Annotated in this window: 22 protein-coding genes; 7 read left to right on the top strand and 15 right to left on the bottom strand. The window is 60.2% G+C overall.

What is annotated here, in order from left to right; genetic code table 11:
• Window positions 1–256 precede the first annotated feature (256 nt).
• Window positions 257–2,035, top strand: a complete 1,779-nt coding sequence (gene narX / locus F8562_RS18395) for a nitrate/nitrite two-component system sensor histidine kinase NarX (protein WP_014838757.1) — start codon at window positions 257–259, stop codon at window positions 2,033–2,035.
• Window positions 2,036–2,045: 10 nt separating this feature from the next.
• Complete coding sequence (gene narL, locus F8562_RS18390; protein ID WP_004103129.1) at window positions 2,046–2,696, top strand: two-component system response regulator NarL; 651 nt, start codon at window positions 2,046–2,048, stop codon at window positions 2,694–2,696.
• Here narL and F8562_RS18385 read toward each other — a convergent pair.
• The 7 genes from F8562_RS18385 to nasR form a co-directional block, all read right to left on the bottom strand.
• A complete protein-coding gene (locus F8562_RS18385) occupies window positions 2,693–4,072 on the bottom strand; it encodes a YchO/YchP family invasin (RefSeq protein WP_014838758.1) in 1,380 nt (459 codons plus the stop codon). The two genes, narL and F8562_RS18385, sit on opposite strands and share 4 nt — an antisense overlap.
• A 102-nt stretch (window positions 4,073–4,174) precedes the next feature.
• Window positions 4,175–6,775 (bottom strand): nitrate reductase, encoded by a 2,601-nt coding sequence (locus tag F8562_RS18380; protein WP_014838759.1) that lies wholly within the window; start codon window positions 6,773–6,775, stop codon window positions 4,175–4,177.
• On the bottom strand, window positions 6,775–10,845 hold the full coding sequence (gene nirB / locus F8562_RS18375; protein ID WP_094909331.1) for a nitrite reductase large subunit NirB: 4,071 nt from the start codon (window positions 10,843–10,845) through the stop codon (window positions 6,775–6,777). The genes F8562_RS18380 and nirB overlap by 1 nt, the downstream gene beginning before the upstream one ends.
• A gap of 9 nt (window positions 10,846–10,854) precedes the next feature.
• The gene (locus F8562_RS18370; protein ID WP_014838761.1) at window positions 10,855–11,643 is read right to left on the bottom strand and encodes an ABC transporter ATP-binding protein; all 789 of its coding nucleotides are present in this window, start codon (window positions 11,641–11,643) and stop codon (window positions 10,855–10,857) included.
• Between the two features lie 10 nt (window positions 11,644–11,653).
• Window positions 11,654–12,538, bottom strand: a complete 885-nt coding sequence (gene ntrB / locus F8562_RS18365; RefSeq protein ID WP_014838762.1) for a nitrate ABC transporter permease — start codon at window positions 12,536–12,538, stop codon at window positions 11,654–11,656.
• Between the two features lies 1 nt (window position 12,539).
• Complete coding sequence (locus F8562_RS18360; RefSeq protein ID WP_014838763.1) at window positions 12,540–13,796, bottom strand: CmpA/NrtA family ABC transporter substrate-binding protein; 1,257 nt, start codon at window positions 13,794–13,796, stop codon at window positions 12,540–12,542.
• Window positions 13,797–14,043: 247 nt separating this feature from the next.
• Window positions 14,044–15,234: a nitrate regulatory protein NasR gene (nasR, locus tag F8562_RS18355; RefSeq protein WP_014838764.1), complete on the bottom strand. Its 1,191-nt coding sequence runs from the start codon at window positions 15,232–15,234 to the stop codon at window positions 14,044–14,046.
• Window positions 15,235–15,302: 68 nt separating this feature from the next.
• Between nasR and F8562_RS18350 the strand changes: the two genes are divergently transcribed.
• Together F8562_RS18350 and F8562_RS18345 are read left to right on the top strand one after the other, a co-directional pair.
• Window positions 15,303–15,656: a DsrE/DsrF/TusD sulfur relay family protein gene (locus F8562_RS18350; protein WP_014229754.1), complete on the top strand. Its 354-nt coding sequence runs from the start codon at window positions 15,303–15,305 to the stop codon at window positions 15,654–15,656.
• Window positions 15,657–15,894: 238 nt separating this feature from the next.
• Entirely contained in the window at window positions 15,895–16,137 is a 243-nt protein-coding gene (locus F8562_RS18345) for a DUF1883 domain-containing protein (protein ID WP_002910387.1), read from the top strand.
• Between the two features lie 35 nt (window positions 16,138–16,172).
• On the opposite strand, the gene F8562_RS18340 is transcribed toward F8562_RS18345, so the two are convergent.
• Window positions 16,173–16,853 (bottom strand): gamma-glutamylcyclotransferase, encoded by a 681-nt coding sequence (locus F8562_RS18340; protein WP_004851874.1) that lies wholly within the window; start codon window positions 16,851–16,853, stop codon window positions 16,173–16,175.
• A 150-nt stretch (window positions 16,854–17,003) separates the two neighbouring features.
• Window positions 17,004–17,234: a putative cation transport regulator ChaB gene (gene chaB, locus F8562_RS18335; RefSeq protein WP_094909333.1), complete on the bottom strand. Its 231-nt coding sequence runs from the start codon at window positions 17,232–17,234 to the stop codon at window positions 17,004–17,006.
• 265 nt (window positions 17,235–17,499) lie between these two features.
• Here chaB and chaA point away from each other — a divergent pair, with 265 nt between their 5' ends.
• Window positions 17,500–18,600, top strand: a complete 1,101-nt coding sequence (gene chaA, locus F8562_RS18330) for a sodium-potassium/proton antiporter ChaA (protein ID WP_004121802.1) — start codon at window positions 17,500–17,502, stop codon at window positions 18,598–18,600.
• Window positions 18,601–18,688: 88 nt separating this feature from the next.
• On the opposite strand, the gene kdsA is transcribed toward chaA, so the two are convergent.
• The 6 genes from kdsA to hemA are packed head-to-tail and all read right to left on the bottom strand — an operon-like array spanning window position 18,689 to window position 24,007.
• The gene (kdsA, locus tag F8562_RS18325; RefSeq protein WP_004103146.1) at window positions 18,689–19,543 is read right to left on the bottom strand and encodes a 3-deoxy-8-phosphooctulonate synthase; all 855 of its coding nucleotides are present in this window, start codon (window positions 19,541–19,543) and stop codon (window positions 18,689–18,691) included.
• A gap of 39 nt (window positions 19,544–19,582) precedes the next feature.
• A complete protein-coding gene (sirB1, locus tag F8562_RS18320) occupies window positions 19,583–20,395 on the bottom strand; it encodes an invasion regulator SirB1 (protein WP_004851879.1) in 813 nt (270 codons plus the stop codon).
• Window positions 20,396–20,398: 3 nt separating this feature from the next.
• Window positions 20,399–20,791 (bottom strand): invasion regulator SirB2, encoded by a 393-nt coding sequence (sirB2, locus tag F8562_RS18315; protein ID WP_004851880.1) that lies wholly within the window; start codon window positions 20,789–20,791, stop codon window positions 20,399–20,401.
• Window positions 20,788–21,627, bottom strand: a complete 840-nt coding sequence (gene prmC, locus F8562_RS18310; RefSeq protein WP_014229755.1) for a peptide chain release factor N(5)-glutamine methyltransferase — start codon at window positions 21,625–21,627, stop codon at window positions 20,788–20,790. Before prmC ends, sirB2 begins: the two co-directional genes overlap by 4 nt.
• Window positions 21,627–22,709 (bottom strand): peptide chain release factor 1, encoded by a 1,083-nt coding sequence (prfA, locus tag F8562_RS18305; RefSeq protein ID WP_004851884.1) that lies wholly within the window; start codon window positions 22,707–22,709, stop codon window positions 21,627–21,629. Before prfA ends, prmC begins: the two co-directional genes overlap by 1 nt.
• A gap of 41 nt (window positions 22,710–22,750) precedes the next feature.
• Complete coding sequence (hemA, locus tag F8562_RS18300) at window positions 22,751–24,007, bottom strand: glutamyl-tRNA reductase (protein ID WP_004851885.1); 1,257 nt, start codon at window positions 24,005–24,007, stop codon at window positions 22,751–22,753.
• Window positions 24,008–24,280: 273 nt separating this feature from the next.
• On the opposite strand from hemA, the gene lolB reads away from it, so the two are divergent.
• Complete coding sequence (gene lolB, locus F8562_RS18295) at window positions 24,281–24,892, top strand: lipoprotein insertase outer membrane protein LolB (protein ID WP_004851888.1); 612 nt, start codon at window positions 24,281–24,283, stop codon at window positions 24,890–24,892.
• Entirely contained in the window at window positions 24,892–25,740 is an 849-nt protein-coding gene (gene ispE, locus F8562_RS18290) for a 4-(cytidine 5'-diphospho)-2-C-methyl-D-erythritol kinase (protein ID WP_014838765.1), read from the top strand. Before lolB ends, ispE begins: the two co-directional genes overlap by 1 nt.
• The last annotated feature ends 141 nt before the right edge of the window (window positions 25,741–25,881 follow it).

Here is a 25,881-nt window from a genome sequence, read left to right as displayed (position 1 = left end):
GTAAGTTGATATAAATCAAAGGAAAAGTTGGCGCTAATTTGGCTAAAAAAAACGCATCACCCGAAGTGAGTAGCTATTTCTGCGTAAAAAAGTGTGGTTTTTCACGTCAGTGCTGGCATTGCCCGAACGTCTGCCACCAATCCATCACACCCTGACAATTAAGGGGTAATCCTTTAGGGGTATGGGTATACTCCAGGGGATGTCCGAGAATAAGCGCCACTCCCGGATGATTTGCCGGTCAGGAGCCTCATACCCCATGTTGAAACGTCTTTTTACGCCGCTAACGCTGGTTAATCAACTCGCGTTAATCGTTCTGTTAGCCACGGTCATCGGCGTCGCCGGAATGGCGATCTCTTCTCGCCTGGTGCACGGCGTTCAGGGCAGCGCGCATGCGATTAACAAAGCCGGCTCGCTGCGCATGCAGAGCTACCGCCTGCTGGCGGCAGTACCGCTGGGCGAAAGCGATCAAAAGCTGCTCGATGAAATGACGGCAACCGTTTTTAGCCCGGAACTGCAGTACGCCGCTCGCCATGACGATCAGCAGCGCCAGCTTCAGGCGTTACAGCACTACTGGCAGCTGGAGCTGGCGCCGGGGATGCGCAGGGCGCAAAATCAGGCCTCGGTCGCGACGGATGTCGCCGGCTTTGTCGATCGCATCGACCAGCTGGTGACCGCTTTCGATCACACCACTGAGGAGCGGATTAAACACGTGGTCTGGATCCAGCGCATCATGGCCGTGGGGATGGCGCTGCTGCTGGTGTTTACCATCGTCTGGCTGCGCGCCCGCCTGCTACGCCCGTGGAAACAGCTGCTCGGCATGGCCCGAGCGGTGAGCCGTCGCGATTTTACCCAGCGCGCGCAGATTAGCGGACGCAACGAGATGGCGACGCTCGGTATGGCGCTGAACAATATGTCTGAAGAGCTGGCGGAGAGCTATTCGGTGCTTGAACGCCGGGTGCAGGAAAAAACCGCCGGTCTGGAGCAGAAAAACGAGATCCTCGCCTTCCTGTGGCAGGCCAACCGCCGACTGCACTCGAACGCGCCGCTCTGCGAGCGCATTTCGCCCGTTCTTAACGGGTTACAGGGGCTAACCCTGCTGCGCGATATTGAAGTTCGCGTTTACGATATGGAAGATGAAGACAACCATCAGGAGTTTTCCTGCCACTCCGATATTCAGTGCGACGACAGAGGCTGCTATCTGTGTCCGCGCGATCTGCCGCCGCTGCCGGATACCGGCACCACCTTAAAATGGCGGCTGTCGGATGCCCATAATCAGTACGGTATTTTGCTGGCCACCCTGCCCACCGGGCGGCATCTGAGCCACGATCAGCAGCAGCTGGTGGATACGCTGGTTGAACAACTCACCGGCACCCTCGCCCTCGATCGCCATCAGGAGCGCCAGCAGCAGCTTATCGTGATGGAGGAGCGCGCCACTATCGCCCGCGAGCTCCACGACTCCATCGCCCAGTCGCTCTCCTGTATGAAAATGCAGGTTAGCTGCCTGCAGATGCAGGGCGACGATCTGCCGGAAGCGAGCCGCCAGCTGCTGGGGCAAATCCGTAATGAACTCAATACCTCCTGGGCCCAGCTGCGCGAACTGCTGACGACCTTCCGGCTACAGCTCACCGAACCGGGGCTGCGCCCGGCGCTGGAGGCCAGCTGCCGGGAATACAGCGCCCACTTCGGTTTCACGGTACGCCTGGATTATCAGCTGCCGCCGCGTTTTGTTCCATCGCATCAGGCCATTCATCTGCTGCAAATCGCCCGGGAAGCACTCAGCAACGCGCTGAAACACGCCAATGCCACCGATGTCAGCGTTACCGTGGCGTTGCGGGACAATCAGGTCCGGCTGACGGTGGCCGATAACGGTCGCGGCGTGCCGGATCACGCGGAGCGCAGCAACCACTACGGCCTGATTATCATGCGCGATCGCGCGCAGAGCCTGCGCGGGGACTGTCAGGTTCGGCGTCGGGAAACCGGCGGTACCGAAGTGGTGGTCACTTTTATCCCTGAAAAATCGTTTTCAATCCAATAAGGAGAACTTCATGAGTCAACAGGAACGGGCAACCATCCTTCTCATCGACGATCACCCGATGCTGCGCACCGGCGTCAAACAGCTGATCAGCATGGCCCCGGACATCCAGGTTATCGGCGAAGCCAGCAACGGCGAGCAAGGGATTGCGATGGCGGAATCATTAGATCCCGATTTGATTCTGCTGGATCTCAATATGCCGGGCATGAACGGTCTGGAAACCCTCGACAAGCTGCGCGAAAAGTCGCTTTCCGGCCGCGTGGTGGTATTTAGCGTTTCCAATCATGAAGAAGATGTGGTGACCGCCCTGAAACGCGGCGCCGACGGCTACCTGCTGAAGGATATGGAACCGGAAGATCTGCTGAAGGCGCTGCAGCAGGCCGCAGCAGGCGAAATGGTGCTCAGCGAAGCGTTAACCCCGGTGCTGGCTGCCAGCCTGCGCGCTAATCGCGCCACCTCGGACCGCGACATCAGCCAGCTGACCCCGCGCGAGCGCGATATTCTCAAGCTGATTGCCCAGGGCCTGCCGAACAAAATGATCGCCCGCCGTCTGGACATCACCGAAAGCACCGTCAAAGTCCACGTCAAGCATATGCTCAAGAAAATGAAGCTCAAATCGCGCGTGGAAGCGGCGGTTTGGGTCCATCAGGAGCGCGTATTCTAGGGCAGATGCTGCCACGACACGCCCTCGGCCGGTACGCGTACCAACGGCTCAGTCAGCGCCAGTGCGATCTCATTGGATGAGACGCGCTGACCCGTTTTATCCTCCACCACCAGCGAAAGATGCCAGCGGTTGCTCGCCCCGGCTTCGCTGCTCCAGCGCGGCATAATCACGGTCCAGCCGTCCGTACTGTTCGCCTCAATTGGCGATGTCAGGCTTAGCGCCTGGGTGTCCCCCTGCCAGCTCAGCGACTTAATGCCGTGCAGGCTGCGAATCTGCAGTTTTAGCTGCACCGTTTCCCCGGGTTGAAGATCCCAGGGCGGCGTCGCCAGATAAACCGACAGCGTTTTACGCTGCCGATATTCAACGACCGGCAGGTTATCCCGTTCCGGGCTGTCGTAGCGGCTGCCGCGAAGCGATCGGCTAACGGCGACTTCATCGGCCGCCAGCTGCTGCTTCAGCGGGACGCCGAAGCGATAGTTCAGCTTCAGCCCGACATCATTTTGGCTGACGCCGCTCTCGCCCTGCTTATGCTTAGCCGTGACCGTCACCAGCGGAACGGGAGTGTAATTCAGCCCCACCGACACCGCGACCGGGTTATGGTAGCCGGTACCCGAATGGAACAGATCGACGCTATCGCCAAAATACTGCTCCACGCTGACGCTGGTATTAATGTGCTGATAAAACGGCAGCCGCGCCTGGGCGGTCACATCGTAGCCGCTCGCCATACGCTGCTGCTGGGTCAGGCTACTCCCCTGCTGCCAGCCGCCGAGCGGCTGGTAGTAGTTCGCCGACAGGCGCAGCGACTCGCCCCAGGCTTCGGCCCCGACGCTGCCGCGCGCCATCCGATCGTCCAGGGCTTTATCGTAGAAAGAGTTGTAGCCCAGCAGCCAGGAGCCCATCCGCCAGCGCTGGCCGAGACCAATATTGCCGACCAGACCCGTATCCCGCTGGGTGACCGAGTACTGATTCCAGGTAAGGTAGTCGCCGTTATCCTGCAGAGGGACAAACCAGCTCCCTTTGCTGCCGGTAAAATTGCCCTCTTTATCCACCAGCAGATCGACGTTGGCGTTGCCCCACGGCGAAAGCCAGCTCTCCAGCTGGTGGCTGACCTCGTTCCCCAGTTTACCGATGGCAAATACTCGCGCCTGTTCGCTGGTTGTCAGCCCGTTATCGCTCATACTGGCTTCGCCAAATTTCTTCGCCATCTCGGCAAAGTGCTTTGCGTCGTCGTCGACCTGCGGCGCCAGGCCGAGGTCAGGTAAGCTCTCAGGCGCGCCGGAGAACGCCTGATTATCCTGCAGCGCGCGGGCGGGCGCGCCTGCCAGCAGCAGGAGAAGCGGTAAATACGGGGTTATGCGGAACGACAAAGAGCTCAAATCGGTTACGTCTACTCACGAAGTGGTGGCGGCAAAACCTAAGTTTATCGTTTTTTCCCCGCCCTCGCAGCCTCTCGCGCGATTCCAGGAATATGCTGAATCTCAGGCCTCAACCTGCTTCGCCGCCAGCAGCGCCTTAAGCTCCGGGAGACAGGAACCGCAGTTGGTGCCGCATTTGAGTTTCGCCCCCAGCGCGGCAGGCGTACGGCAGCCGCTGGCAATCGCTTCGCCTATCGCCCGTTCGCCCACGCTAAAGCAGCTGCAGATAATGCGCCCGCGCGGCATCTCATCGCCGCCTTTTCTGCCGCTCAATAGTGCATGGCGCCGGGCGGCGTTCTGCGGCGGGGTGCGAAACGCGGCGTGAATCCACTCGGCATCAATAGCCGGCTCGCTGGCGTCGCTCCACCAGCCGAGCATCAGCTCTCCCCCCTGCCACGCCAGCAGGTTCCAGACGTTGCCGCCTTCGGCTACCTGCATCTGCCATCCCTGCCGCTGACACCAGCCCACAAGCCAGTCGCGGGAGCGGGTATCCCCCGCCAGCGAAAGATGGATAACGCCCTGCGCCGCCCGCCGCCGCCAGTGCAGCGAGGCGGGGAGCGGAACCGGCTGGCGAGCAAAAAGCTCGCCTTTCCACGCCGGCAGCCAGGCGGCTATCGCTACCGCCGCCTGTTTACTCTCCGGCTGCCCGGAGTGCGGGTCGGTGACCGCCCTCAGCAGGTTATTCACCCGTCCCTGGCGAGCATACTGATTATTCCAGTGCATCGGCACAAACAGCGATCCGGGACGCTGGCCAGCACTGATTGTCACTTTTGCTACCATCACCCCATTCGGTGAGTGGACCCGAGCCAGTTCACCTTCCAGCAGCTGATAGCGCGTCGCGTCCGCTGGCGCGACTTCCACCACCGGTTCGCTAATATGCTGCATCAGACGCGGCACCGCGCCGGTGCGGGTCATAGTGTGCCACTGATCGCGGATCCGCCCGCTGTTGAGGATCAGCGGATAGAACGCATCGGTGACCGCCCGAGTGGGCTGTGGGGTCACCGGGACCATGCGCAGTTTGCCGCTGCGGTGCCACCCCTTGAGCAAACCCCAGCTTGCATGGCTGCGGCTCACCGGCCAGCGCACCGGTTCCAGCGCATCCCACGCTTCGCGGCTGAGATCCGCCAGTCCGCCGATGTCAAACGCCCGCTGGCCATCGTTTTCATATCCTGAAAGCGCGGCGTGTTCGCTGAACACCTCGTGCGGATGCTGCCAGGCAAAGGCGGAGCCGAAGCCCAGCGCCTGGGCCACGCGGGCGACGATCCACCAGTCGGCTCTGGCCTCCCCCGGCGGCGGCATGAAAGCGCGCTGGCGTGAGATCCGCCGTTCGGAGTTGGTTACCGTGCCGCTCTTCTCTCCCCACGCCAGCGCGGGAAAGCGGATATGGGCAAAGCGTCCGGTATCGGTAGCGGCGGCGACGTCGGAAACGATGACCAGCGGGCAGGCCGCCAGCGCTTCGCTTACCGCATGGCTGTCCGGCAGCGACACCACCGGATTGGTGCCCATAATCCACACCGCTTTCACCTCGCCGCGGCCAATGGCGGCGAACAGATCCACCGCCGTCAGCCCCGGCGTTTGCGCCAGACGTTCGGTCCCCCAGAAGCGCGCCAGACGCCGTAAATCATCGGTTTCAAAATTCATATGCGCCGCCAGCATGGTCGCCAGCCCACCCACCTCGCGCCCGCCCATGGCGTTAGGTTGTCCGGTCAGCGAAAAAGGCCCACAGCCCGGGCGGCCAAATTTCCCGCTCGCCAGGTGAACGTTGATGATAGCGTTGCATTTATCGCTGCCGCTGGCGGATTGGTTAATCCCCATGGTATAGAGCGTGATGGCGCGCGGAGCGGCGATAAACTCGCTATAGAAATCGGCGACCTGCTGTCGCGGCAGGCCGCAGAACTGCGCTACTTTGTCGAGGTCCCAGTTCCGGGCAATAGCCAGCGCCTGCGGCGCATCGCTAAAATCACCGCTGATGGCGCCGCTGGCGGCAATGGCGTTCAGCAGGCCGACAAACAGCCCGCCGTCGCTGCCGGGAGCCAGCGCCAGATGCCGGTCCGCGATATCGCAGGTGGCGGTCCGACGCGGATCAATGACCACCACCCGCATCTGCGGATTGTCGCGCTTCGCCTGCGCCAGCCGCTGATAGAGTACCGGATGCGCCCAGGCGGCGTTCGACCCGACCAGCACCACCAGATCGCTGTTTTCCACGTCCTCATAGCTGCACGGCACCACATCAGCGCCCAGCGCCCGTTTGTAGCCGGTAACCGCTGAAGACATGCACAGCCGCGAATTGGTATCGATATTTGCCGCGCCGATAAACCCCTTCATCAGCTTATTCGCCGCGTAGTAGTCCTCGGTCAGCAGCTGGCCGGAGGCATAAAACGCCACCGCCTGCGGCCCGTGACGGTCGATAACCTCCCGCAGGCGCGAACCCGCCGCCGCCAGCGCCTGAGTCCAGGTTGCGCGCTCGCCGTCGACTTCCGGGAAGAGCAATCTTCCAGCCAGGCCGACGGTTTCGCCCAGCGCCGCCCCCTTCACGCACAGGCGGCCAACGTTTGCCGGGTGCTGCTCATCCCCGCGTACGGTAACCTGGCCATCGGCATTCAGGCTGGCGATAACGCCGCAGCCGACTCCGCAATAGGGACACGTGGTCCTGGTTTCCGTCATCAGGAAGCCTCCGCGCGCGCCAGCAGCTGCTGGTTGCCAACCCACACTTTACCGTTCTCCACTTTGACCGGCCAGGCGCGTACCGCCAGTTCGCCGCCGTCGCACTGGCGGCCATCGCGCAGGCGGATACGCTGCTTATACAGAGGTGAAATCACGATCGGTTCGCCGCCCGCATCGCCAAGCAGGCCGCGCGACAAAACGTTGGCCTCGCTGCCCGGCTCGAGGTTATCGAGGGCATACACCTGGTCGCCGAAGCGGAACAGCGCAATCTGCCGCTCGCCGAGCCGCGCGCCAATCCCCGCCTGCTGAGGAATGGCGTCGAGATCGCAAATGGCCTGCCACGGGCGGGACGGCAGCGCCGGTTCGGCCTGCGCCGCGAACGGGGCCAGCTGTGGCTGGCCGCGCAGGGTTTGCCGCTGTACGCTTTCGTCCGGCTCATCGCTGTTCACGTAGGAGCGGAACAGCGCCAGCCGCTGCGGATCGTTAAGGGTGGTTTGCCATTCGCACTGGTAGCTCTCGACCACCCGCGCCATCTCCTGCTCCAGCTCTTCGCCGATGCCGAGGCTGTCTTCGAGGATCACGTCGCGCAGATAGTCGACCCCGCCCTCAAGGTTATCCATCCAGGTACTGGTGCGCTGCAGGCGATCCGCGGTACGAATGTAGAACATCAGCAACCGATCAATACTGCGAATAAGGGTGGCTTCATCAAGATCGCTGGCGAACAGGTCGGCATGGCGCGGCTTCATGCCGCCGTTGCCGCAAACGTACAGGTTCCAGCCCTTCTCCGTGGCGATAACCCCAATATCTTTCCCCTGGGCTTCCGCGCATTCGCGGGTACAGCCGGAGACGGCCATTTTAATTTTGTGCGGCGCGCGCAGCCCCTTGTAGCGATGTTCGAGGGTGACCGCCAGGCCGGTGGAATCCTGGACGCCGTAGCGGCACCAGGTCGAACCGACGCAGGATTTCACCGTCCGCAGGGATTTGCCGTAGGCGTGGCCGGTTTCAAATCCCGCCTCGGCCAGCTCGCGCCAGATTGCCGGGAGCTGCTCCAGGCGCGCGCCGAACAGGTCGATACGCTGGCCGCCGGTCACTTTACTGTATAGCTGATAGCGTTTGGCGATCTGGCCGATCGCAATCAGCCCGTCCGGCGTCACCTCTCCCGCCGCCATGCGCGGCACCACCGAATAGGTGCCATCTTTCTGAATATTGGCGAAGTAGCGATCGTTGGTGTCCTGAAGCGGCAGATGCGCCGGCTTCAGCAGATATTCATTCCAGCAGGAGGCCAGCACCGAGGCCACCAGAGGTTTACAGACTTCACAGCCGTGGCCGTGTCCATAGCGGGCAATCAGCTGTTCGAAGGTGCGGATATGGTTGACGCGTACCAGGTGATAGATCTCCTGCCGCGACCACGGAAAATGCTCGCAGATATCCTTTTTGACTTCAACGCCCTGCCCGGCAAGCTGGTACTCCATCACCTGTTTCACCAGCGCGCTACAGCCGCCGCAGCCGGTCGCCGCTTTAGTGCAGCTTTTTATCGCCGCCATATCGCCCGCGCCGCCGCTCACCGCCTGGCAGATATCGCCTTTGCTGACGTTGTGACAGGAGCAAATCTGCGCGCTGTCCGGCAGCGCCGCTACCCCGAGCGCTTTTGGCGCGCTGCCCTCACGCGCCGGAAGGATCAGGCTTTCCGGGTGTTTGGGTAAAGCCATCCCGTTAAGCATCATCTGTAGCAGCGTGGCATAGTCGCTGGCATCCCCGACCAGCACCCCGCCGAGCAGTTTTTTGCCCTCCGCGCTGACCACGATTTTTTTGTAGATCTGCTGCGGCCCATCAGTCCACTGATAGCTCTGACAGCCCGGCGTGCGCCCCTGGGCGTCGCCGAACGAGGCGACATCGACGCCCAGCAGCTTAAGCTTAGTGCTCATATCCGCGCCGCTAAAGCAGCCCGCCTCACCCGCCAGGGTGGCCGCCGCGGCCCGCGCCATCTGATAGCCGGGCGCCACCAGACCATAAATTTTGTTCTCCCACAGGGCGCATTCGCCGATCGCCAGTACGTCCGGGTCGGAGGTACGGCACTGGTTGTCGATGCATATGCCGCCGCGTTCGCCTACGTTCAGTCCGCCGCTGCGCGCCAGCGCGTCCTGGGGGCGAATACCTGCGGAGAATACCAGCATATCAGTCGCCAGCGAGCTGCCGTCAGCGAAGTTCAGCTGCAGCCCCTGCTCATTGCGAACAATTTCCGTCGTCGCCTTGCTGGTATGCACCCCGACGCCCAGTTGGCTGATTTTTTCCCGCAGCATCGCAGCGCCGCCGTTGTCCAGCTGCACCGCCATCAGGTTCGGCGCAAACTCGACAACGTGAGTTTCCAGCCCCAGCTGCTTCAGCGCGTTGGCCGCTTCCAGCCCGAGCAGGCCGCCGCCGATCACCACACCCCGTCGGGCGGTTGCGGCGCGGGCGGCAATCTGGTCGAGGTCGTCTAGCGTACGATAAACAAAACAGCCCTCGAGATTATGACCCGGCACCGGCGGAACAAACGGGTAAGACCCCGTCGCCAGCACCAGCTTATCCCAGTGGGTTTCGTGGCCGAAGGCATCGCGCACCACCCGCGCTTCGCGGTCGATGCTGGCGACCGATTCGCTCAGGCGCAGCTCAATACCGTGCTGAGCGAAAAAATCGCCCTCAACCAGCGACAGCGATTCCGCGCTGCGTCCGGCGAAATATTCAGTCAGATGAACCCGGTCGTAAGCGGCATAGCGCTCCTCGCAGAACACCACAATCCGATACTGTTGATGAAGGTGACGGTCGACGCATTGCTCAAGAAAATGGTGGCCGACCATACCGTGTCCGACCAGCACTAATACAGGTTTTGTCATCGTAGTTTGTCCCGCAGCGCGCGGCTGCATCGTTGAAGAGGGATCGAAGAGCCACTCTGCCGGCGCCGGCGCATGCGCCCCCAGCAGAGCGGTGAGGGGCGCGGCGCTGCTGCAATCGCCCAGCAGCAGTACGCCGCGCAGCTTGCCGTCGCGCAGCAGCAGGCGACGGTAGTGGCGGTCCAGCGGATCCCAGCTGGTATATACGTCATCCTGTTCGGCGGCCCGCAGCTCGCCGGCGCTGAAGAGCTCAATGCCGGTGACCTTCAGGCGAGTGCCGCTGTCCTGCCAGCTGAAATCCTCGCCAGGGGTCGCGCACAGGCGGTCCGCCAGCACCTCCGCCTGGCGCAGACATGGCGCCACCAGCCCCCAGGTCTGACCGTCGATTTCACAGCACTCGCCGATGGCGCTGACGCCCGGCTGCGCGGTTGCCAGCTGGCGGTCAACGAGGATGCCGCGGGCGCAGGCCAGCCCGCTGCGCTCGGCCAGCCGTTTGTTCGGCTGCACGCCGGTCGCCAGCACCACCCGCGAGGCGGCAAACGCGCGCCCGTCCTCCAGCCGCACCTGATGTTCATCAATGGCGGCGATACGGCTCTCCATCACGCAGCGAATCCCGCGCTCGGCAAGCAGCATTTGCAGCTGCTCGCCGGCAAAAGCATCGATTTGCTGCTCCATCAGCCCGCTTCCGCGATGGAGTAAAGTGACACTGTCACCATGACACCGCAGCGCCGCGGCGGCCTCTACGCCGAGTACGCCGCCGCCAATGACCACCGCCGGGCCGTCGATGGCCAGGATGCCCTCAACGTCCGCCAGGGTGCGGAAAGCAAAAACGTGCGGCTGGGTGATGCCCGGCAGCGGCGGCAGAAACGGCAGTGAGCCGGTGGCGAACACCAGCTCATCCCAGCCCAGTTCGCCTGCGGTGGTTTGCAGCGTACGGGCCGCAATATCCACCGCCGTAACCGTTTCACCGGCGCGTACCGTCACGTTATGCCGCGGATACCATGACGCGGGCAGCAGCAGCGTCTCGCTTGCCGCTTTTTCGGCGCCAAGCACCGGCGACAGCTGAATGCGGTTATAGGCCTGGCACGGCTCATCGCCGATGAGGGTGATGCTAAACCGCTGCGCATCGCGCTCCACCAGCGCCTGCGCCAGGCGCGTGGCCGCCATACCGTTGCCAATAATCACCAGTTGCCGCCTCATCGCCGCCCCCTATGCCGCTTTCGGCTGTTTTTCATAGAGGAAGTGCAGGATCTGCTGGCGCAGATGGTGATAGCGGCTATCGTCCGCCAGCTGCACGCGATGGCGCGGTCGCGGCAGATTGACGTCGAGGATCTCCCCGACCGTCGCCGCCGGACCGTTGGTCATCATCAGCACCCGGTCGGAAAGCAGCACCGCTTCATCAACGTCATGGGTAATCATGACGATGGTGGTATTCAGCGACTGCTGGATCTGCATCACCGCGTCCTGTAAATGCGCCCGCGTCAGGGCATCAAGGGCGCCAAAGGGTTCATCCAGCAGCAGCACTTTCGGTTTCATCGCCAGCGCCCGGGCAATGCCAACGCGCTGCTTCATGCCGCCGGAGATTTCTCCCGGGCGCTTGTGCAGGGCGTGCCCCATCTGTACCCGCTCGAGGTTGTGCTCAATCCACTCTTTGCGCTCGCCTTTGCTCATGCTGCGGCGAAAGACCTGATCCACCGCCAGCGCCACGTTGTCAAAACAGGTCAGCCACGGCAGCAGGGAGTGGTTCTGAAACACCACCGCGCGTTCCGGCCCCGGCCCGGCGATTTCACGGTTGTCGCACAGCAGGCCGCCTTCCGTCGGCAGGGCTATCCCGGCTATCAGATTCAGCAGGGTTGATTTACCGCAGCCGGAGTGGCCGATCAGGCTGATGGTCTCCCCTTCGTAGATGTCGAAGGAGACGTTCTGCAATGCCAGGAATTCGCCGCTGGCGGTGTTAAAACGCTGGCTGACGCCCTGGACCTGAATTAATGGTTTCATCTGCGACTCCCTATTTTTCCTGCCAGCTAAAACGACGGGCGAGCAGCATCAGCCCCTGTTCCAGCAGCAGCCCGACCACGCCGATAATGACGATGGCGATGATGATGTTTTCGACGTTGAGGTTGTTCCACTCGTTCCAGATCCAGAAGCCGATCCCTAAGCCGCCGGTGAGCATTTCGGCGGCGACAATCACCAGCCAGGCGATACCGATGGAGAGACGAACCCCGGTCAGCACCGCGGGCAATACCGCCGGAAAGAGGATCTTGCGCATCACCGTCCACTCCGACAGCTGCAGCACCCGGGCGACGTTGAGGTAATCTTCCGGAATGCGCCGCACGCCCTCGGCGGTGTTAATGACCATCGGCCAGATCGAGCAGATAAAAATGGTCCAGCTGGAGGCGGGTTCCGCTTTCTGGAACAGCAGCAGGCCGATGGGCAGCCAGGCCAGCGGGCTGACCGGGCGCAGCAGCGCGATCAGCGGGTTAAACATGCGGGCGAAAAACAGCGAGCGGCCAATCAGGAAGCCGAGCGGAATTCCCGCCAGCGCGGCAAGGCCAAATCCCACCGCCACCCGCTGCAGCGACGCCAGCACGTTCCAGCCGATGCCCATATCGTTCGGCCCGTCCTGATAAAACGGGTCGGCGAAAAGGGTTAGCGCGGAATCCAGCGTGCTGAGCGGCGTCGGAAAGCCTTTGCTGTTCATCGCCGCCAGCTGCCAGCCCAGCAGCAGCAATCCCAGCCCGAGCAGCGGCGGCAGAAGACGTTGGGTGACATCCCGCAGCCAGCGGCTGAGCGAAGGCGTGGTTTTGCGCACCTGCAGCGGCGGCAGGGTAATGACTTCGCCGGGCGCGCTGTCGGCGCCGGCCTGCGGTTGCGGTTTATATGCGTGTTTCATCTCATGCCCCCTTACGTTGAATCGCGAAACTGCGGGCGTAGCCTTCCGGATCGGCCCCATTCCAGACCTTGCCATCGATCAGCGTGCTGCTGCGCATCGCCTGCGTCGGCGCGCTGATGCCGCCGACCGCCTGCGCGGCCTCTTTCCAGACGTCAATCCGGTTAATGCGCTGGGCCACCGCCAGATAATCCGGTGCCGACTTCAGCAATCCCCAACGGCGGAACTGGGTCAAAAACCACATGCCGTCCGAGAGCCACGGAAAACTCACTTCTCCCCGTTCGTAGAAGCGCATCGGGTGCGCGTCCTGCCAGCGGCGGCCGATACCGTTGTCGTATTCGCCGAGCATGCGCCCGCTGAGGTACTGCTCTTTGGTGTTCAGCCACGCGCGTCTGGCGAGAAGGCGCGCCGTTTCGCGGGTGTTCTCGGCGGATGCGTCAATCCAGCGCTGGGCCTCTATCAGCGCCGCCACCAGCGCGCGCGCGGTGTTGGGATGACGCTCAACCCATTCGCTGCGGGTGCCGAGAATTTTTTCCGGATGCTCCGGCCAGATATCCTGCGAAGTGGCGGCGGTGAAGCCGATACGATCGTTTATCGCGCGCGCGTTCCACGGTTCGCCAACGCAAAAGCCGCTCATATTGCCGATGCGCATGTTCATTACCATCTGCGGCGGCGGCACCACGACGGTGCGAATATCGTCAAAGGGATTAATTCCACCGCTCGCCAGCCAGTAGTAGAGCCACATCGCGTGGGTGCCGGTTGGGAAGGTGTGGGCGAAGGTGTAGCTGCCCGGCGCCTGCTGGTCGATCAGTTTTTTCAGCCCGCCCAGGTCGGTGACGCCCTTCTCCTGCAGCTCGCTGGAGAGCGTTATCGCCTGACCGTTGCGGTTAAGGGTCATCAGATTGGCCATCGCCTGCGGTTTACTGGCGATCCCCAGCTCAAGGCCGTAGAGCATGCCGTACAGAATGTGCGCGGCGTCCAGCTCCCCGGCAACCAGCTTGTCGCGCACCGCCGCCCAGCTGGCCTCCTTGCTCGGGACGAGGGTGATGCCGTACTTTTTATCGAATCCCTTCAGGGAAGCGATGGCTAAGGGGGCGCAGTCGGTCAGCGGAATAAAACCGACCCGCACGGTAGTCTGTTCCGGCTTATCCGACCCTGCCGCCCATGCCGCCTGCATCATGCCGGGGAGCAGCATCGCGCCGCCCAGCGCCGCCCCCGCCTGTAATAAACGCCGCCGTGAAATTGAAAACGTATCGCCCATACCCGCTCCAGAAACGCGCAAAAAAAAAGCGTCCGGCGGTGCTTACGCACCGCTGGACGCCTTTATCCTTAGACATACGTGCCGCCGTTGGCCCGCTGCCCAAAACCTTTATTCACTTGTTTTATTTAATGCAAAGCCAATGCCAGATTTGCGGAGGCCCGGTTCACGCGCGTTGGCTCATTTGCCGGGGGCGTTTGAGGCAAAAACTGCACCGTCGGCTGGCAACATATGCCCACTGATTGTGCATCTACTCCTTAGGTGGTACTTGCCATAGCGACTTCACCGTCAGCAGCGCGCGGGCTATCTCAACCATGCGCTGATTTTTGTCCATCGCCATTTTACGCAGCGCCTGCCAGGCCTGCTCCTCCTGCATTCCCTGGTGGGTCATCAGCACGCTTTTGGCTTTTTCAATCAGCTTGCGCTCTTCAAGCGCATCTTTTAAGGACGCGAGCTGGGCGGAGAGCTGCTGTAGCTCATGGGCCTGCTGGCGCACCAGCGGCAACAGCTGCTTATCCAGCCGCAGGGCTATACCGTCCTCCTGCCAGTCGGCGGGCGGCACCTGGACCTCCCGATCGTCTCCCTCCAGCAGCGCATCGGCCGCGTTAAGCAGGTCTGCGATCAGCCGCTCTTCCACGCCGCGCAGCTGCTCAAGACGCTGGGTCTGAACGCAAAACCAGCGCAGAGCCGTTTCTCCCTCGTCCGGCGGCGGCTGGCGGGTGCAGGCGACCCGCCGCAGCTGTTCAATTTCCAGACCGGCCTGGCACTGTTCAACAAACAGAACGGTTTGCGGCGAACTGGCTAAAGCCTGAAAAGTGTCAAAACAGGGCTGCTGGCCGTCAATGCGGTCCACCAGCTGCTGGCGCAGCTCATCGCTGAACTGTCCGCGAGCAAAGCCCAGCGCGCCCAGCGCGCGCTCCTGTCCGACCAGCTCTTTCCCCTGCATAAAGCTGTAAAGCGCGACCATCCGCCCGGCGATTTGCGGATCGTCGATACTGTCGTTGAGCTGCGGAACGATATTCAACAGGTGGCGGATAATGCGGCTAAACTGCCCGGTGGCCTCTTCTGCGGCAATCTCCAGGCCGCGCACGCGTTTACGCAACGCGACAAGCTGCGTCAGATACCACACCGCGCAGGCAATTCGCCAGCAGAGCGCGCTGCTGGCGGCATCGCGGGCAGGTTCCAGCGCCGCATAAAACCGCGTGAGCTGCTCATCAACCAGCGCCGCGCCCGCCCGGCACTCCGCCGCGTATAGTCTGCCGCCCGAGCATAGCCAGATATTTGACGCGCCGCGCTCGCACTGCAGCATATGCACCAGCGCGCTTATCTGGCCTGCCAGCGCCCCCTGCTGCGCCAGCTGGTGCAGCTGCCGCTTCTGTAAGCGACGCGCGCGCGCAAACCAGTCGACCACCTCAGGTGTATTACCCGCCACATTATTCATACCCTTCCCCCGGGTTAACGCTTTATACTTCAGCCAAGCAATAACCGTGCCTTATAGAAGGAGTCCTTATGCAACGTATTGTGATTATCGCTAACGGTGCCGCCTACGGCAGCGAATCCCTGTTCAATAGCCTGCGTCTGGCTATCGCCCTGCGCGAGCAGCAGTCTGACCTCGAACTGAAATTATTTTTAATGTCTGATGCGGTGACCGCCGGCCTGCGCGGACAGAAGCCAGCGGAAGGCTACAACATTCAGCAGATGCTGGAGATCCTCACCGCGCAAAACGTGCCGGTGAAGCTGTGTAAAACCTGCGCTGACGGCCGGGGGATCGGCGCGCTGCCGCTGATTGATGGCGTGGAGATTGGCACCCTCGTCGAGCTGGCGCAGTGGACGCTGGCGGCGGATAAAGTCCTGACCTTCTAAAAATCCGCCATTCAACGGGATTAAATATTAAGCTGGCGGCGTTTGTTAACCGAAAACAATGTCAGCTGAATGCTTTCAGGCACAACGTCATTTTTGTTTAATCTTTATTCCTTTTTTTGATCAAAATCAGCATCTGCCCCCCTCCCCTTTGGTGTTATGCACAGAGCAAAGTGTGAACAATATCACGCGGGTTAATGGGCTGGCAGGATGCTGTAGACAGAAACGGGGTCGAGATTAAATGGCAATGGTAAAAGCAAGTTTAACGTTGTTTGGCGGTGATACGTTGGTGGTGCGTTGTTCCGAACGCTGCCACATTCACCTGATGAGCGCCAAAGTGCCTGGCGATAGTCATGCGGATATTCTGAGTGTGCAGGACAGAGATAGCGCGTATCTGACCGTGCCTTACAGCGGCACCTGGAACGTTCTCATCGACAGCCACAGCCAGTCGCTGGAGCACTCCATCAGCTACGTTCCCGCCTGATAGCAAACGCCCGGGGAAACCCGGGCGATATACTCTTAAGCCAGCCCGGGCTGGCTGCTTTCCCCCAGCAGATGACGCACCTTGCCGACTAAATCGTCGAGGCAGGCATCGTACATCCCGAGTTTCCGCAGCTCCTGATCGAGCGAGAACAGATACTGAGCGTTGGTGCCAAGCGGGCCGCTGGCGCGGGCTATCAGCGGCGCAATCACCTGCGCGCTGGTATCCGCCTCAAACAGCGGATGACGCGGGTCCATAATAAAAACTAATGCATTGACGGTGCGGCCATCGTCCAGATCCAGCTTGCACCAGGTCGGCAGGTAGCAGCCGGTGATCATCTCCCGCTTCCACAGCAGGGTCAGCTCTTCTTCGAGAGTGTCATCAGGCAGGCGGTAGGCAACCCCGGTGGTGCGCCCGCCCTCTTTCAACGCCAGCATTCGACCCGGCTGAGTGGCGCTACCGCGCCCGGCGGTGAGCCGCAGGCAAAACGCGCGGTGCCAGCCCGGTAGCGTACCGGTACAGGACTCGCGATACTCCAGCGCCGGATTCCACATCAGCGAACCGTAGCCAAAGATCCACACCGAGCCATCGTCCGGACGACAGGCCAGGGTCGCCGCCAAAGAGGCTGCCCGCTGCTCTGCCGACCAAAGAAGCGATTCCTCAATAGCGCCAAACGCCGTTTTACAATCCGCATTCAGTAAGAAATCACGCGTTAACACTTTCTACTACCTCCGCCACTGCCCGCTTCCCGGCGATTATCTGGTGCCATCCGTGAAGTATTGCCGAATTATTATCCAGCTTTATTTGACAATAAGCAATGAACGAGCCGCGGGCAAGGGCTCAGGCAGCACATGACGTAGCAAAAGCGATTACTTCTTCTTATGCCACTTATCATCATCGCCTTTTTGGTACTCATTTTTCACCGCCGCCCAGGCGACTTTGTGCGCCGTCTCTTCACGGCTGGCGTCATCGCGTCGGTCTTCTTTATGCTTATACTGGCCCCAGGCGCTGTTAAAGGCCTCTTTGTAAATCTCCTGGGCATGCGCAGGCAGAACGTGCTGAACGCTGTCGGGTAATACACTTTTGTTGCTATAGGGCATGGCGACCTCCAGATTTAGGGTGAATAGTCAGTTTGTCAGGCGATTTACCGGCTGGCAAGGCGATGGATAAATGAGAAAGATGTTTTAGTAATTATCTGAATAATAAATACAAAACGAGAGTAACCGCAGTTTATGGCAATCTACCACTTTTCCATGGCCAGAGTGGTAAATTTAAGTAAAAAAACAAAGTAGTTCGATCAATGTCTGTTATTTTATTAACTTACAGTATCTATAATTATAACACCTGCACACCTGGAGATAATTCATGACCGATGCACATGAGGCGGTGAAAACCCGCCACAAGGAGACCACCCTCGCCTTTCCGGTTCTGGCGCTGGCGGTGCTGTTTTTCTGGGGAAGCAGCCAGTCACTGCCAGTGGTCGTTGCCATTAATATCCTGGCGCTGGTCGGGATCCTGAGCAGCGCGTTCAGCGTTGTTCGCCACGCCGACGTTCTGGCGCACCGCCTTGGCGAACCCTATGGTTCGTTAATTTTAAGCCTTTCAGTGGTTATTCTCGAAGTCAGCCTGATTTCCGCATTAATGGCCACCGGCGACGCCGCGCCGACCCTGATGCGAGATACGCTTTATTCAATCATCATGATTGTTACCGGCGGGCTGGTAGGTTTTTCTTTATTGTTGGGCGGGCGCAAATTCGCCACCCAGTATATGAATCTGTTCGGCCTTAAACAGTACCTCATCGCCCTCTTTCCGCTGGCGATCATCGTCCTGGTCTTTCCCATGGCGCTGCCCGGGGCTAATTTCACCACCGGCCAGGCGCTGCTGGTTGCGCTGATCTCCGCCGCCATGTACGGCGTGTTCCTGCTGATTCAAACGAAAACGCACCAGAGCCTGTTTGTTTACGAACACGAGGATGACGGCGACGACGATGACCCGCATCACGGCAAACCGTCGGCCCATAGCAGCAAGTGGCACACCGCCTGGCTGCTGGTACACCTGGTTGCGGTTATCGCCGTGACTAAAATGAACGCCAATCCGCTGGAGACGCTGCTGACCAGCATGAATGCCCCCGTCGCCTTTACCGGCTTCCTGGTCGCGCTGCTGATCCTCTCTCCGGAAGGCCTTGGCGCGCTGAAAGCGGTCCTGAACAATCAGGTCCAGCGGGCGATGAACCTGTTCTTCGGCTCCGTGCTGGCCACCATTTCCCTGACGGTACCGGTGGTGACGCTTATCGCCTTCCTCACCGGCAACGAACTGCGCTTTGGCCTTGGCGCGCCGGAAATGGTGGTGATGGTCGCCTCGCTGCTGCTGTGCCAGATATCGTTCTCTACCGGGCGTACCAATGTGCTGAACGGCGCGGCGCACCTGGCGCTGTTCGCCGCCTACCTGATGACCATTTTTGCCTGAACCTCCCCCGGCGGCGTCATGCCGTTCGGGGAGATCAAAAAAGCCTGCCGGTTATAAAACCGGCAGGCTTTTGTCGTTTCAGCAGCGATTACTTGCTGGTATCGAGCTCATCAAAGCTTTTAACAAGATCGTCGATGGCTTTCATCTGCTTGAGGAACGGCTCCAGTTTATCCAGCGGCAGCGCGGACGGACCGTCGCATTTCGCGTGTTCCGGATCCGGGTGCGCTTCAATAAACAGGCCGGCGATACCCACCGCCATCCCGGCGCGCGCCAGTTCGGCAACCTGCGCGCGGCGTCCGCCGGAAGCGGCGCCAAACGGGTCGCGGCACTGCAGAGCGTGAGTAACGTCGAAGATAACCGGTGAGTTATTGGAGGCCTTTTTCATCACGCCAAAGCCCAGCATGTCGACCACCAGGTTATCGTAGCCGAAGTTCGCGCCGCGATCGCAAAGGATCACTTTGTCGTTGCCGCCTTCGATAAACTTATCGACGATATTGCCCATTTGGCCCGGGCTCACGAACTGCGGTTTTTTCACGTTGATCACCGCGCCGGTTTTCGCCATCGCTTCAACCAGATCGGTCTGACGGGCAAGGAACGCTGGCAGCTGAATAACGTCCACCACGTCAGCGACCGGCTGAGCCTGGCTGGCTTCGTGAACGTCGGTGATGATTTTCACGCCGAACGTTTGTTTCAGCTCCTGGAAAATCTTCATCCCTTCTTCCAGCCCCGGCCCGCGATAGGAGTGGATGGAAGAACGGTTAGCTTTATCAAAAGAGGCTTTAAACACATAAGGAATGCCCAGCTTCTGCGTGACGGTCACGTAGTGTTCGCAGATACGCATCGCCAGATCGCGGGATTCCAGCACGTTCATGCCACCAAACAGCACGAATGGCAGGTCGTTTGCTACGTTGATATCACCAATGCTAACCACTTTTTGTTTCATAAGTTCGCCTTATCAGGGTGTAACCGGAATGGTTTCAGACTAATGCAATGTAATTTGTTTGTGCGAAATGGTGTTGATCTGCGCGCGGATCATCTCGCTGATGGGATCCTCCGGGCACTGTTCAACGAAGTAACTGAGGTCCTGCAGCGCCACGTGATCGCAATCCAGCTGGGCATATATCAGTCCCCGGTCGCGAATTTCGTACGGGTCTTCCGGATTGAACTGCAGCAGCGCTTCGCTGGTCCGTAACGCCAGCTCCATCTGCCGCTCTTCCATCAGCGCCGATTTGAGCGTGTCGAGCAGCTTGCGGATCACTTCCGCGTTGTCGGCTTCATCGAGGTCTTCGTTAAACAACTCGGCGACCGGACTAATATTGCCCTTCAGCCACACTTCCAGCGTATGCTCGTTGAGCGTTTCGCCGTTAAATGGATTAATGAGCCACATCTCTTCGCTCTCTTCAGGGTCGGCGCGCAGCAGCATCTGGGTCGGAAAAATCACCGGCACCACCGGCAGCGCCAGACGCTGAGCAATCCACAGCAGGATTGCGCCTAGCGATACCGCGCTACCCTGACGATTGTTCAGGACTTTATCAAGCCAGAGCACGTCGGACAGGCGGTAAACGCCGCGCGAATCGCTAAAGCCCCAGTCATGATAGAAAAGCTCCAGCAGACGTTCTATCTGGCGCTCCTGGTCCCACGAAGCGGCAATCTCCTCACGCGCCAGGCCCAGCAGCCGCTCCAGCTCATCCTGCACATAGTGCGTCGGAAAATCGTCGCGGATTAATTCAGAAATGAGGACCATGCCGTCGCATAACGGCGCTTTATTAAATTCGAAATCAGCTAACGACCTCATGCCTTACCCCAGTAACGGTGTTCTTGTGATGGCGAGTTGAATAATGATAAACAACACCACCAGGGCCAGCAGAAAGGCGACAAACCGGCTCTGCTGACTGCGCTGGCGACGACGGCCCAGCGCGATAAATCCCAATGCGATATAAATGATAACGCCAAACAGCTTCTCAGTCAGCCATGTACCCTCTTCGGTAAACGGCAGATAGTGCGTTATTGCCATTAGTCCGGCGCCGCTGAGAAACAGCAGCGTATCGCTACAGTGCGGCGCGATACGAACCCAGCGCTGGTCAAGCAGACGGTTACCGCTCCAGCTCCACCAGTAGCGCAGCACGAACAGGCTCACCGAAACCACCACGCAGGCGATATGCAGATACAGTACCGCGTTAAACAGATTCATACGCCTCCCTGATATTGCCCGAGCGTCAGACGCTCGTTGTCTCCGTAGTCGCGACAGGTGGCAATATTGCCATAACCCGCCGCGCGAAAGATTGCGCGCACCGCTTCCCCCTGCGTCCAGCCGTGTTCCAGCAGCATCACGCCGCCGGCAGCCAGATAGCGGCGGCCTTCGCGGATGATATGCGCCAGATCGGCCAGACCGCCATCGGCGGCGACCAGCGCCGTTTTCGGCTCAAAGCGCACATCACCCTGCGCAAGATGCGGGTCGGTTTCATCGATATAGGGCGGATTGCTGACGATGATGTCGAACTGCTGACCGGCGAGCGCGCTAAACCAGTGGCTTTGCAGTATCCTGACGTTAGGGATAGCGAGATGTTCAGCGTTACGCGCCGCCAGCGCCACCGCGTCGGGCATTACGTCAACGGCGGTGACGTGGCAATCGGGGCGTTCGCTGGCCAGCGCCAGAGCGATGGCGCCGGTGCCGGTGCCGAGATCGAGAATACGGCACGGCTTGTCGGATAACCGCGCCAGCGTCTGTTCAACCAGGCATTCGGTATCCGGACGCGGGATCAGCGTGGCGGGAGAAACGAACAGCGGCAGCGACCAGAATTCGCGCTGGCCCACCAGATGAGCCACCGGCTCGCCCCGGGCGCGACGGCTGAGCAGCGTTTCCAGCTCGGCGGCCTGCGCCGCCGTCAGCGCCGTTTCGCCAAAGGCGAGAATATAGGTCCGCGCTTTGCCGGTCACGTGACCCAGCAGGATTTCGGCATCCCGGCGCGGGCTTTCACTTTGGCTCAGGCGGACGATGGCCTGCGTCAGCCACTGCTGAAAAGTCATCATTCCTGCTCGGAAAGGGCGGCCAGCTGATCGGCCTGATATTCCTGAACGATCGGCTCAATCAGCATATCCAGCTTGCCTTCCATCGCTTCGTCCAGACGGTAAAGCGTCAGGTTGATGCGGTGATCGGTCACGCGGCCCTGCGGAAAGTTATAGGTGCGGTTACGATCGCTGCGATCGCCGCTGCCCAGCAGGTTACGGCGCTCTGAGGCTTCCGCCTGCTGGCGCCTGGAGACTTCCGCGGCGCGAATACGCGCGCCAAGCACCGACAGCGCTTTGGCTTTGTTTTTGTGCTGAGAACGTTCGTCCTGACACTCGACGACGATGCCGGTCGGCAGGTGGGTAATACGGATCGCCGAGTCGGTGGTGTTAACGTGCTGACCGCCCGCGCCGGAGGAGCGGAAGGTATCGATGCGCAGATCGCTCGGGTTGATATCCGGCATTTCGGCTTCCGGCAGCTCCGGCATCACCGCCACGGTGCAGGCGGAGGTATGGATACGCCCCTGGGATTCGGTGGCCGGTACGCGCTGTACGCGATGGCCGCCGGATTCGAACTTCAGTCGCCCATAGACGCCGTCGCCGCTGATTTTGGCAATCACTTCTTTAAAGCCGCCGTGCTCGCCTTCGTTGGCGCTCATGATTTCCACGCGCCAGCGGCGTGATTCCGCGTAACGGCTGTACATACGGAACAGATCGCCCGCGAACAGCGCCGCTTCATCGCCGCCGGTACCGGCGCGAACTTCAACAAACGCGTTACGCTCGTCGTCCGGGTCTTTTGGCAGCAGCAGAACCTGCAGCTGCTGCTCCATCTGCTCACCCTTTTCTTTCGCTTCGCGCAGCTCTTCCTGCGCCATTTCGCGCATTTCCGGGTCGTCGAGCATCATCTGCGCGGCTTCGATATCATCCTGCAGCTGACGCCAGTCGGTGTAGCAGCGGGCGACGTCGCTCAGCTGTGCGTATTCGCGCGACAATGCGCGAAATTTATCCTGATCGGCGATGGTTGCGGCATCGCCGAGTAGCGCCTGAACTTCCTCATGGCGTTCGTAAAGGGCTTCCAGTTTGGCAACAATAGAAGGCTTCATAGGCGTGAATTCACCCTGTCCTAAAAAGAGAGAAAGGTGCGCTATTCCAGCCCGAGGCTGTTGCGCAGAATATGCAGGCGTTCATCATCCCCGTCACGGGCGGCCTGCTGAAGAGATTTGGTTGGCGAGTGGATCAGGCGGTTAGTCAGCTTACGCGCCAGATCCTGCATGATTTCCTGCGCATCGCCGCCCTGATTGAGCGCAGCCAGCGCTTTTGCCGTCAGCTCCTCGCGGACCTGTTCGGCCTGGGAGCGATATTCGCGGATAGTCTCGCTGGCGCTCTGAGCGCGCAGCCAGGCCATAAATTCGCTGGCTTCCTGCTCGACAATGGTTTCCGCCTGTACCGCCGCGGCTTTACGCTGCGCCAGATTGTGCTGAATGATGTTTTGCAGATCGTCCACGCTGTAAAGATAGGCGTTCGCCAGCTTGCCAACCTCCGGTTCGACATCGCGCGGAACGGCGATATCCACCAGCAGCATCGGCTGATTGCGGCGCGCCTTCAGCGCGCGCTCCACCATCCCTTTGCCAATAATCGGCAGCGGGCTGGCGGTAGAACTAATAATGATATCCGCTTCTTTTAGCCGTTCGTCGATATCGCTCAGGGCGATCACCTCCGCGCCGACTTCATCGGCCAGCGCCTGAGCGCGCTCGCGGGTGCGGTTAGCAATCACCATCTTGCGCACCTTATGCTCGCGCAGATGGCGGGCCACCAGCTCGATAGTCTCACCGGCGCCAACCAGCAGCACGGTCACGCTGGAGAGTGATTCGAAGATTTGTCGCGCCAGGGTACAGGCGGCAAACGCCACGGAGACCGCGCTGGCGCCGATATCGGTTTCGGTACGCACGCGTTTGGCCACCGAGAACGACTTCTGGAACATGCGCTCCAGCTCGCTAACGTTCAGGTGACCACGGCTGGAGTCGGCAAAGGCTTTTTTCACCTGCCCGAGGATCTGCGGCTCGCCCAGCACCAGCGAATCCAGGCCGCTGGCGACGCGCATCAGATGGCTAACCGCCTCGTTGTCCTGATGCCAGTAGAGGCTTTTGCGCAGGTCGTCTTCATTTAAACCGTGGTAGTCGCACAGCCAGCGGATAAGCACTTCCTGAAGGTTATCCTGCTCTTCGACGCTGAGATAGAGTTCCGTGCGGTTACAGGTCGACAGCACCACCCCGCCCTGCACCATTGGCTGGGCCAGCAAGCTCTCCAGCGCCTGATCGAGCGTATCCGGCGAAAACGTTACGCGTTCTCGCAGCGCTACAGGAGCTGTTTTGTGGTTAATGCCAAGAGCTAAAAGCGTCATTGTGAGGGAGTAGTACCAGCGTTGCTAAGGTTAGTCTGCAGGCATCATACAGGATGCGCGTAATCAATAAAAGAGAGGCTCCCCTTTTGGAGTAATAGCTAATCTGTAATAGCCATTAACGGTAATTTTTTGATTTCAGACAACTTGAACGTAGACGCTACCGTCCGGCAACGCTAGCATTAATGGTTATAATTGTAACCCGCTACACAAATCGGCCGCCTGTTTCTCCCATTCGCCGCATTTCACTGTAGACATCAAGGATTTGTCATCATTATGAATCGACTGTTCCGCCTGTTGCCGCTGGCAAGCCTCGTTCTGACCGCCTGTGCGATTAATGCTCCGAAAGGGCCGGGTAAAAGCCCGGATTCTCCACAGTGGCGTCAGCACCAGCAAGATGTCCGCAATCTTAATCAGTTCCAGACGCGCGGCGCTTTTGCTTATCTTTCTGATGAGCAAAAAGTCTATGCCCGCTTCTTCTGGCAGCAAACCGGCCAGGACCGCTACCGCCTGCTGCTGACTAACCCCCTCGGCAGCACCGAGCTGTCGTTAACCGCCCAGCCGGGCAGCGTGCAGCTGATTGACAATAAAGGCCAGACCTACACGGCGACCGATGCCGAAGAGATGATTGGCCGCCTGACCGGCATGCCGATTCCGCTCAACAGCCTGCGCCAGTGGATTATTGGCCTGCCGGGCGAGGCCACCGACTACTCGCTTGACGACCAGTACCGCCTGCGCGAGCTGAACTACACGCAAAACGGCAAAACCTGGCACGTCACCTACGGTGGCTACACCTCGGACACCAAACCTTCGCTACCGGCCAATATGGAGCTTAACGACGGCAGTCAGCGCATCAAGCTGAAAATGGATAACTGGATTGTGAAATGATGACCCGCTGGCCTTCTCCCGCAAAGCTGAATCTGTTTTTGTATATTACCGGGCTGCGCGCCGACGGTTACCACACCCTGCAGACGCTGTTTCAGTTTCTGGATTATGGCGACACGCTGACGATTGAACCGCGCGACGATGGCCAGCTGCGTCTGCTGACGCCGGTTGACGGCGTGCCGGATGAAGAGAACCTGATTATTCGCGCGGCCAGGCTTTTAATGCAGGCCGCAGCCCAGGCCGGGAAGCTTCCTGCGGGCAGCGGCGCCGATATCAGCATCGACAAGGTTCTTCCGATGGGCGGCGGCCTCGGCGGCGGTTCGTCCAACGCCGCGACCGTACTGGTGGCGCTGAATCACTTATGGGGCTGCCATCTCTCGGAAGATGAGCTGGCGGCGTTGGGTCTGCAGCTGGGCGCCGACGTGCCGGTGTTCGTGCGCGGCCATGCGGCCTTTGCCGAAGGCGTCGGGGAAATTCTCACCCCGGCCGAACCGGAGGAAAAGTGGTATCTGGTGGCCCATCCGGGAGTGAGCATTCCCACGCCGATCATTTTTCGCGATCCGGAACTCCCGCGCAATACCCCGTCAAGGTCAATTAATACGTTATTAAAATGTAAATTCGGCAATGATTGCGAGGTTATCGCAAGAAAACGTTTTCGTGAGGTTGATGCAGCGCTTTCCTGGCTGTTAGAATATGCGCCGTCGCGCCTGACTGGCACCGGTGCATGTGTGTTTGCTGAATTTGACACTGAATCCGCCGCTCGTCAGGTGCTTGAAAAAGCCCCGGCATGGCTGCATGGCTTCGTAGCGCGAGGTGTTAATATCTCTCCGCTCAAGCAGGCGCTGCGCTAAGTTCTGCTCATTATAGCAAATTTGGTGAAAACGCCGGGGAAACTGAGTTACGGTGACAACGTCACCCTGTTCCAGACGTTGCATCGGGCTCTTTAAATACACCGCCTGGATGAAATCGTGCCCACCCGCACCGTTTTTGGC

Origin of the sequence: Klebsiella sp. RCJ4 (genome assembly GCF_009025755.1) — a bacterium.
Taxonomy (GTDB): domain Bacteria; phylum Pseudomonadota; class Gammaproteobacteria; order Enterobacterales; family Enterobacteriaceae; genus Klebsiella; species Klebsiella michiganensis.
Note: the sequence above shows the minus strand (reverse complement) of the source record. Positions and strands in the feature narration are given on the sequence as shown.

Coding starts and splice junctions, on each gene's coding strand:
- narX (WP_014838757.1), top strand. CDS start 257: ATGTTGAAACGTCTTTTTACGCCGCTAACGCTGGTTAATCAACTCGCG.
- narL (WP_004103129.1), top strand. CDS start 2,046: ATGAGTCAACAGGAACGGGCAACCATCCTTCTCATCGACGATCACCCG.
- F8562_RS18380 (WP_014838759.1), bottom strand. CDS start 6,775: ATGACGGAAACCAGGACCACGTGTCCCTATTGCGGAGTCGGCTGCGGC.
- nirB (WP_094909331.1), bottom strand. CDS start 10,845: ATGAGGCGGCAACTGGTGATTATTGGCAACGGTATGGCGGCCACGCGC.
- F8562_RS18370 (WP_014838761.1), bottom strand. CDS start 11,643: ATGAAACCATTAATTCAGGTCCAGGGCGTCAGCCAGCGTTTTAACACC.
- ntrB (WP_014838762.1), bottom strand. CDS start 12,538: ATGAAACACGCATATAAACCGCAACCGCAGGCCGGCGCCGACAGCGCG.
- F8562_RS18360 (WP_014838763.1), bottom strand. CDS start 13,796: ATGGGCGATACGTTTTCAATTTCACGGCGGCGTTTATTACAGGCGGGG.
- nasR (WP_014838764.1), bottom strand. CDS start 15,234: ATGAATAATGTGGCGGGTAATACACCTGAGGTGGTCGACTGGTTTGCG.
- F8562_RS18350 (WP_014229754.1), top strand. CDS start 15,303: ATGCAACGTATTGTGATTATCGCTAACGGTGCCGCCTACGGCAGCGAA.
- F8562_RS18345 (WP_002910387.1), top strand. CDS start 15,895: ATGGCAATGGTAAAAGCAAGTTTAACGTTGTTTGGCGGTGATACGTTG.
- chaB (WP_094909333.1), bottom strand. CDS start 17,234: ATGCCCTATAGCAACAAAAGTGTATTACCCGACAGCGTTCAGCACGTT.
- chaA (WP_004121802.1), top strand. CDS start 17,500: ATGACCGATGCACATGAGGCGGTGAAAACCCGCCACAAGGAGACCACC.
- kdsA (WP_004103146.1), bottom strand. CDS start 19,543: ATGAAACAAAAAGTGGTTAGCATTGGTGATATCAACGTAGCAAACGAC.
- sirB1 (WP_004851879.1), bottom strand. CDS start 20,395: ATGAGGTCGTTAGCTGATTTCGAATTTAATAAAGCGCCGTTATGCGAC.
- sirB2 (WP_004851880.1), bottom strand. CDS start 20,791: ATGAATCTGTTTAACGCGGTACTGTATCTGCATATCGCCTGCGTGGTG.
- prmC (WP_014229755.1), bottom strand. CDS start 21,627: ATGACTTTTCAGCAGTGGCTGACGCAGGCCATCGTCCGCCTGAGCCAA.
- prfA (WP_004851884.1), bottom strand. CDS start 22,709: ATGAAGCCTTCTATTGTTGCCAAACTGGAAGCCCTTTACGAACGCCAT.
- hemA (WP_004851885.1), bottom strand. CDS start 24,007: ATGACGCTTTTAGCTCTTGGCATTAACCACAAAACAGCTCCTGTAGCG.
- lolB (WP_004851888.1), top strand. CDS start 24,281: ATGAATCGACTGTTCCGCCTGTTGCCGCTGGCAAGCCTCGTTCTGACC.
- ispE (WP_014838765.1), top strand. CDS start 24,892: ATGACCCGCTGGCCTTCTCCCGCAAAGCTGAATCTGTTTTTGTATATT.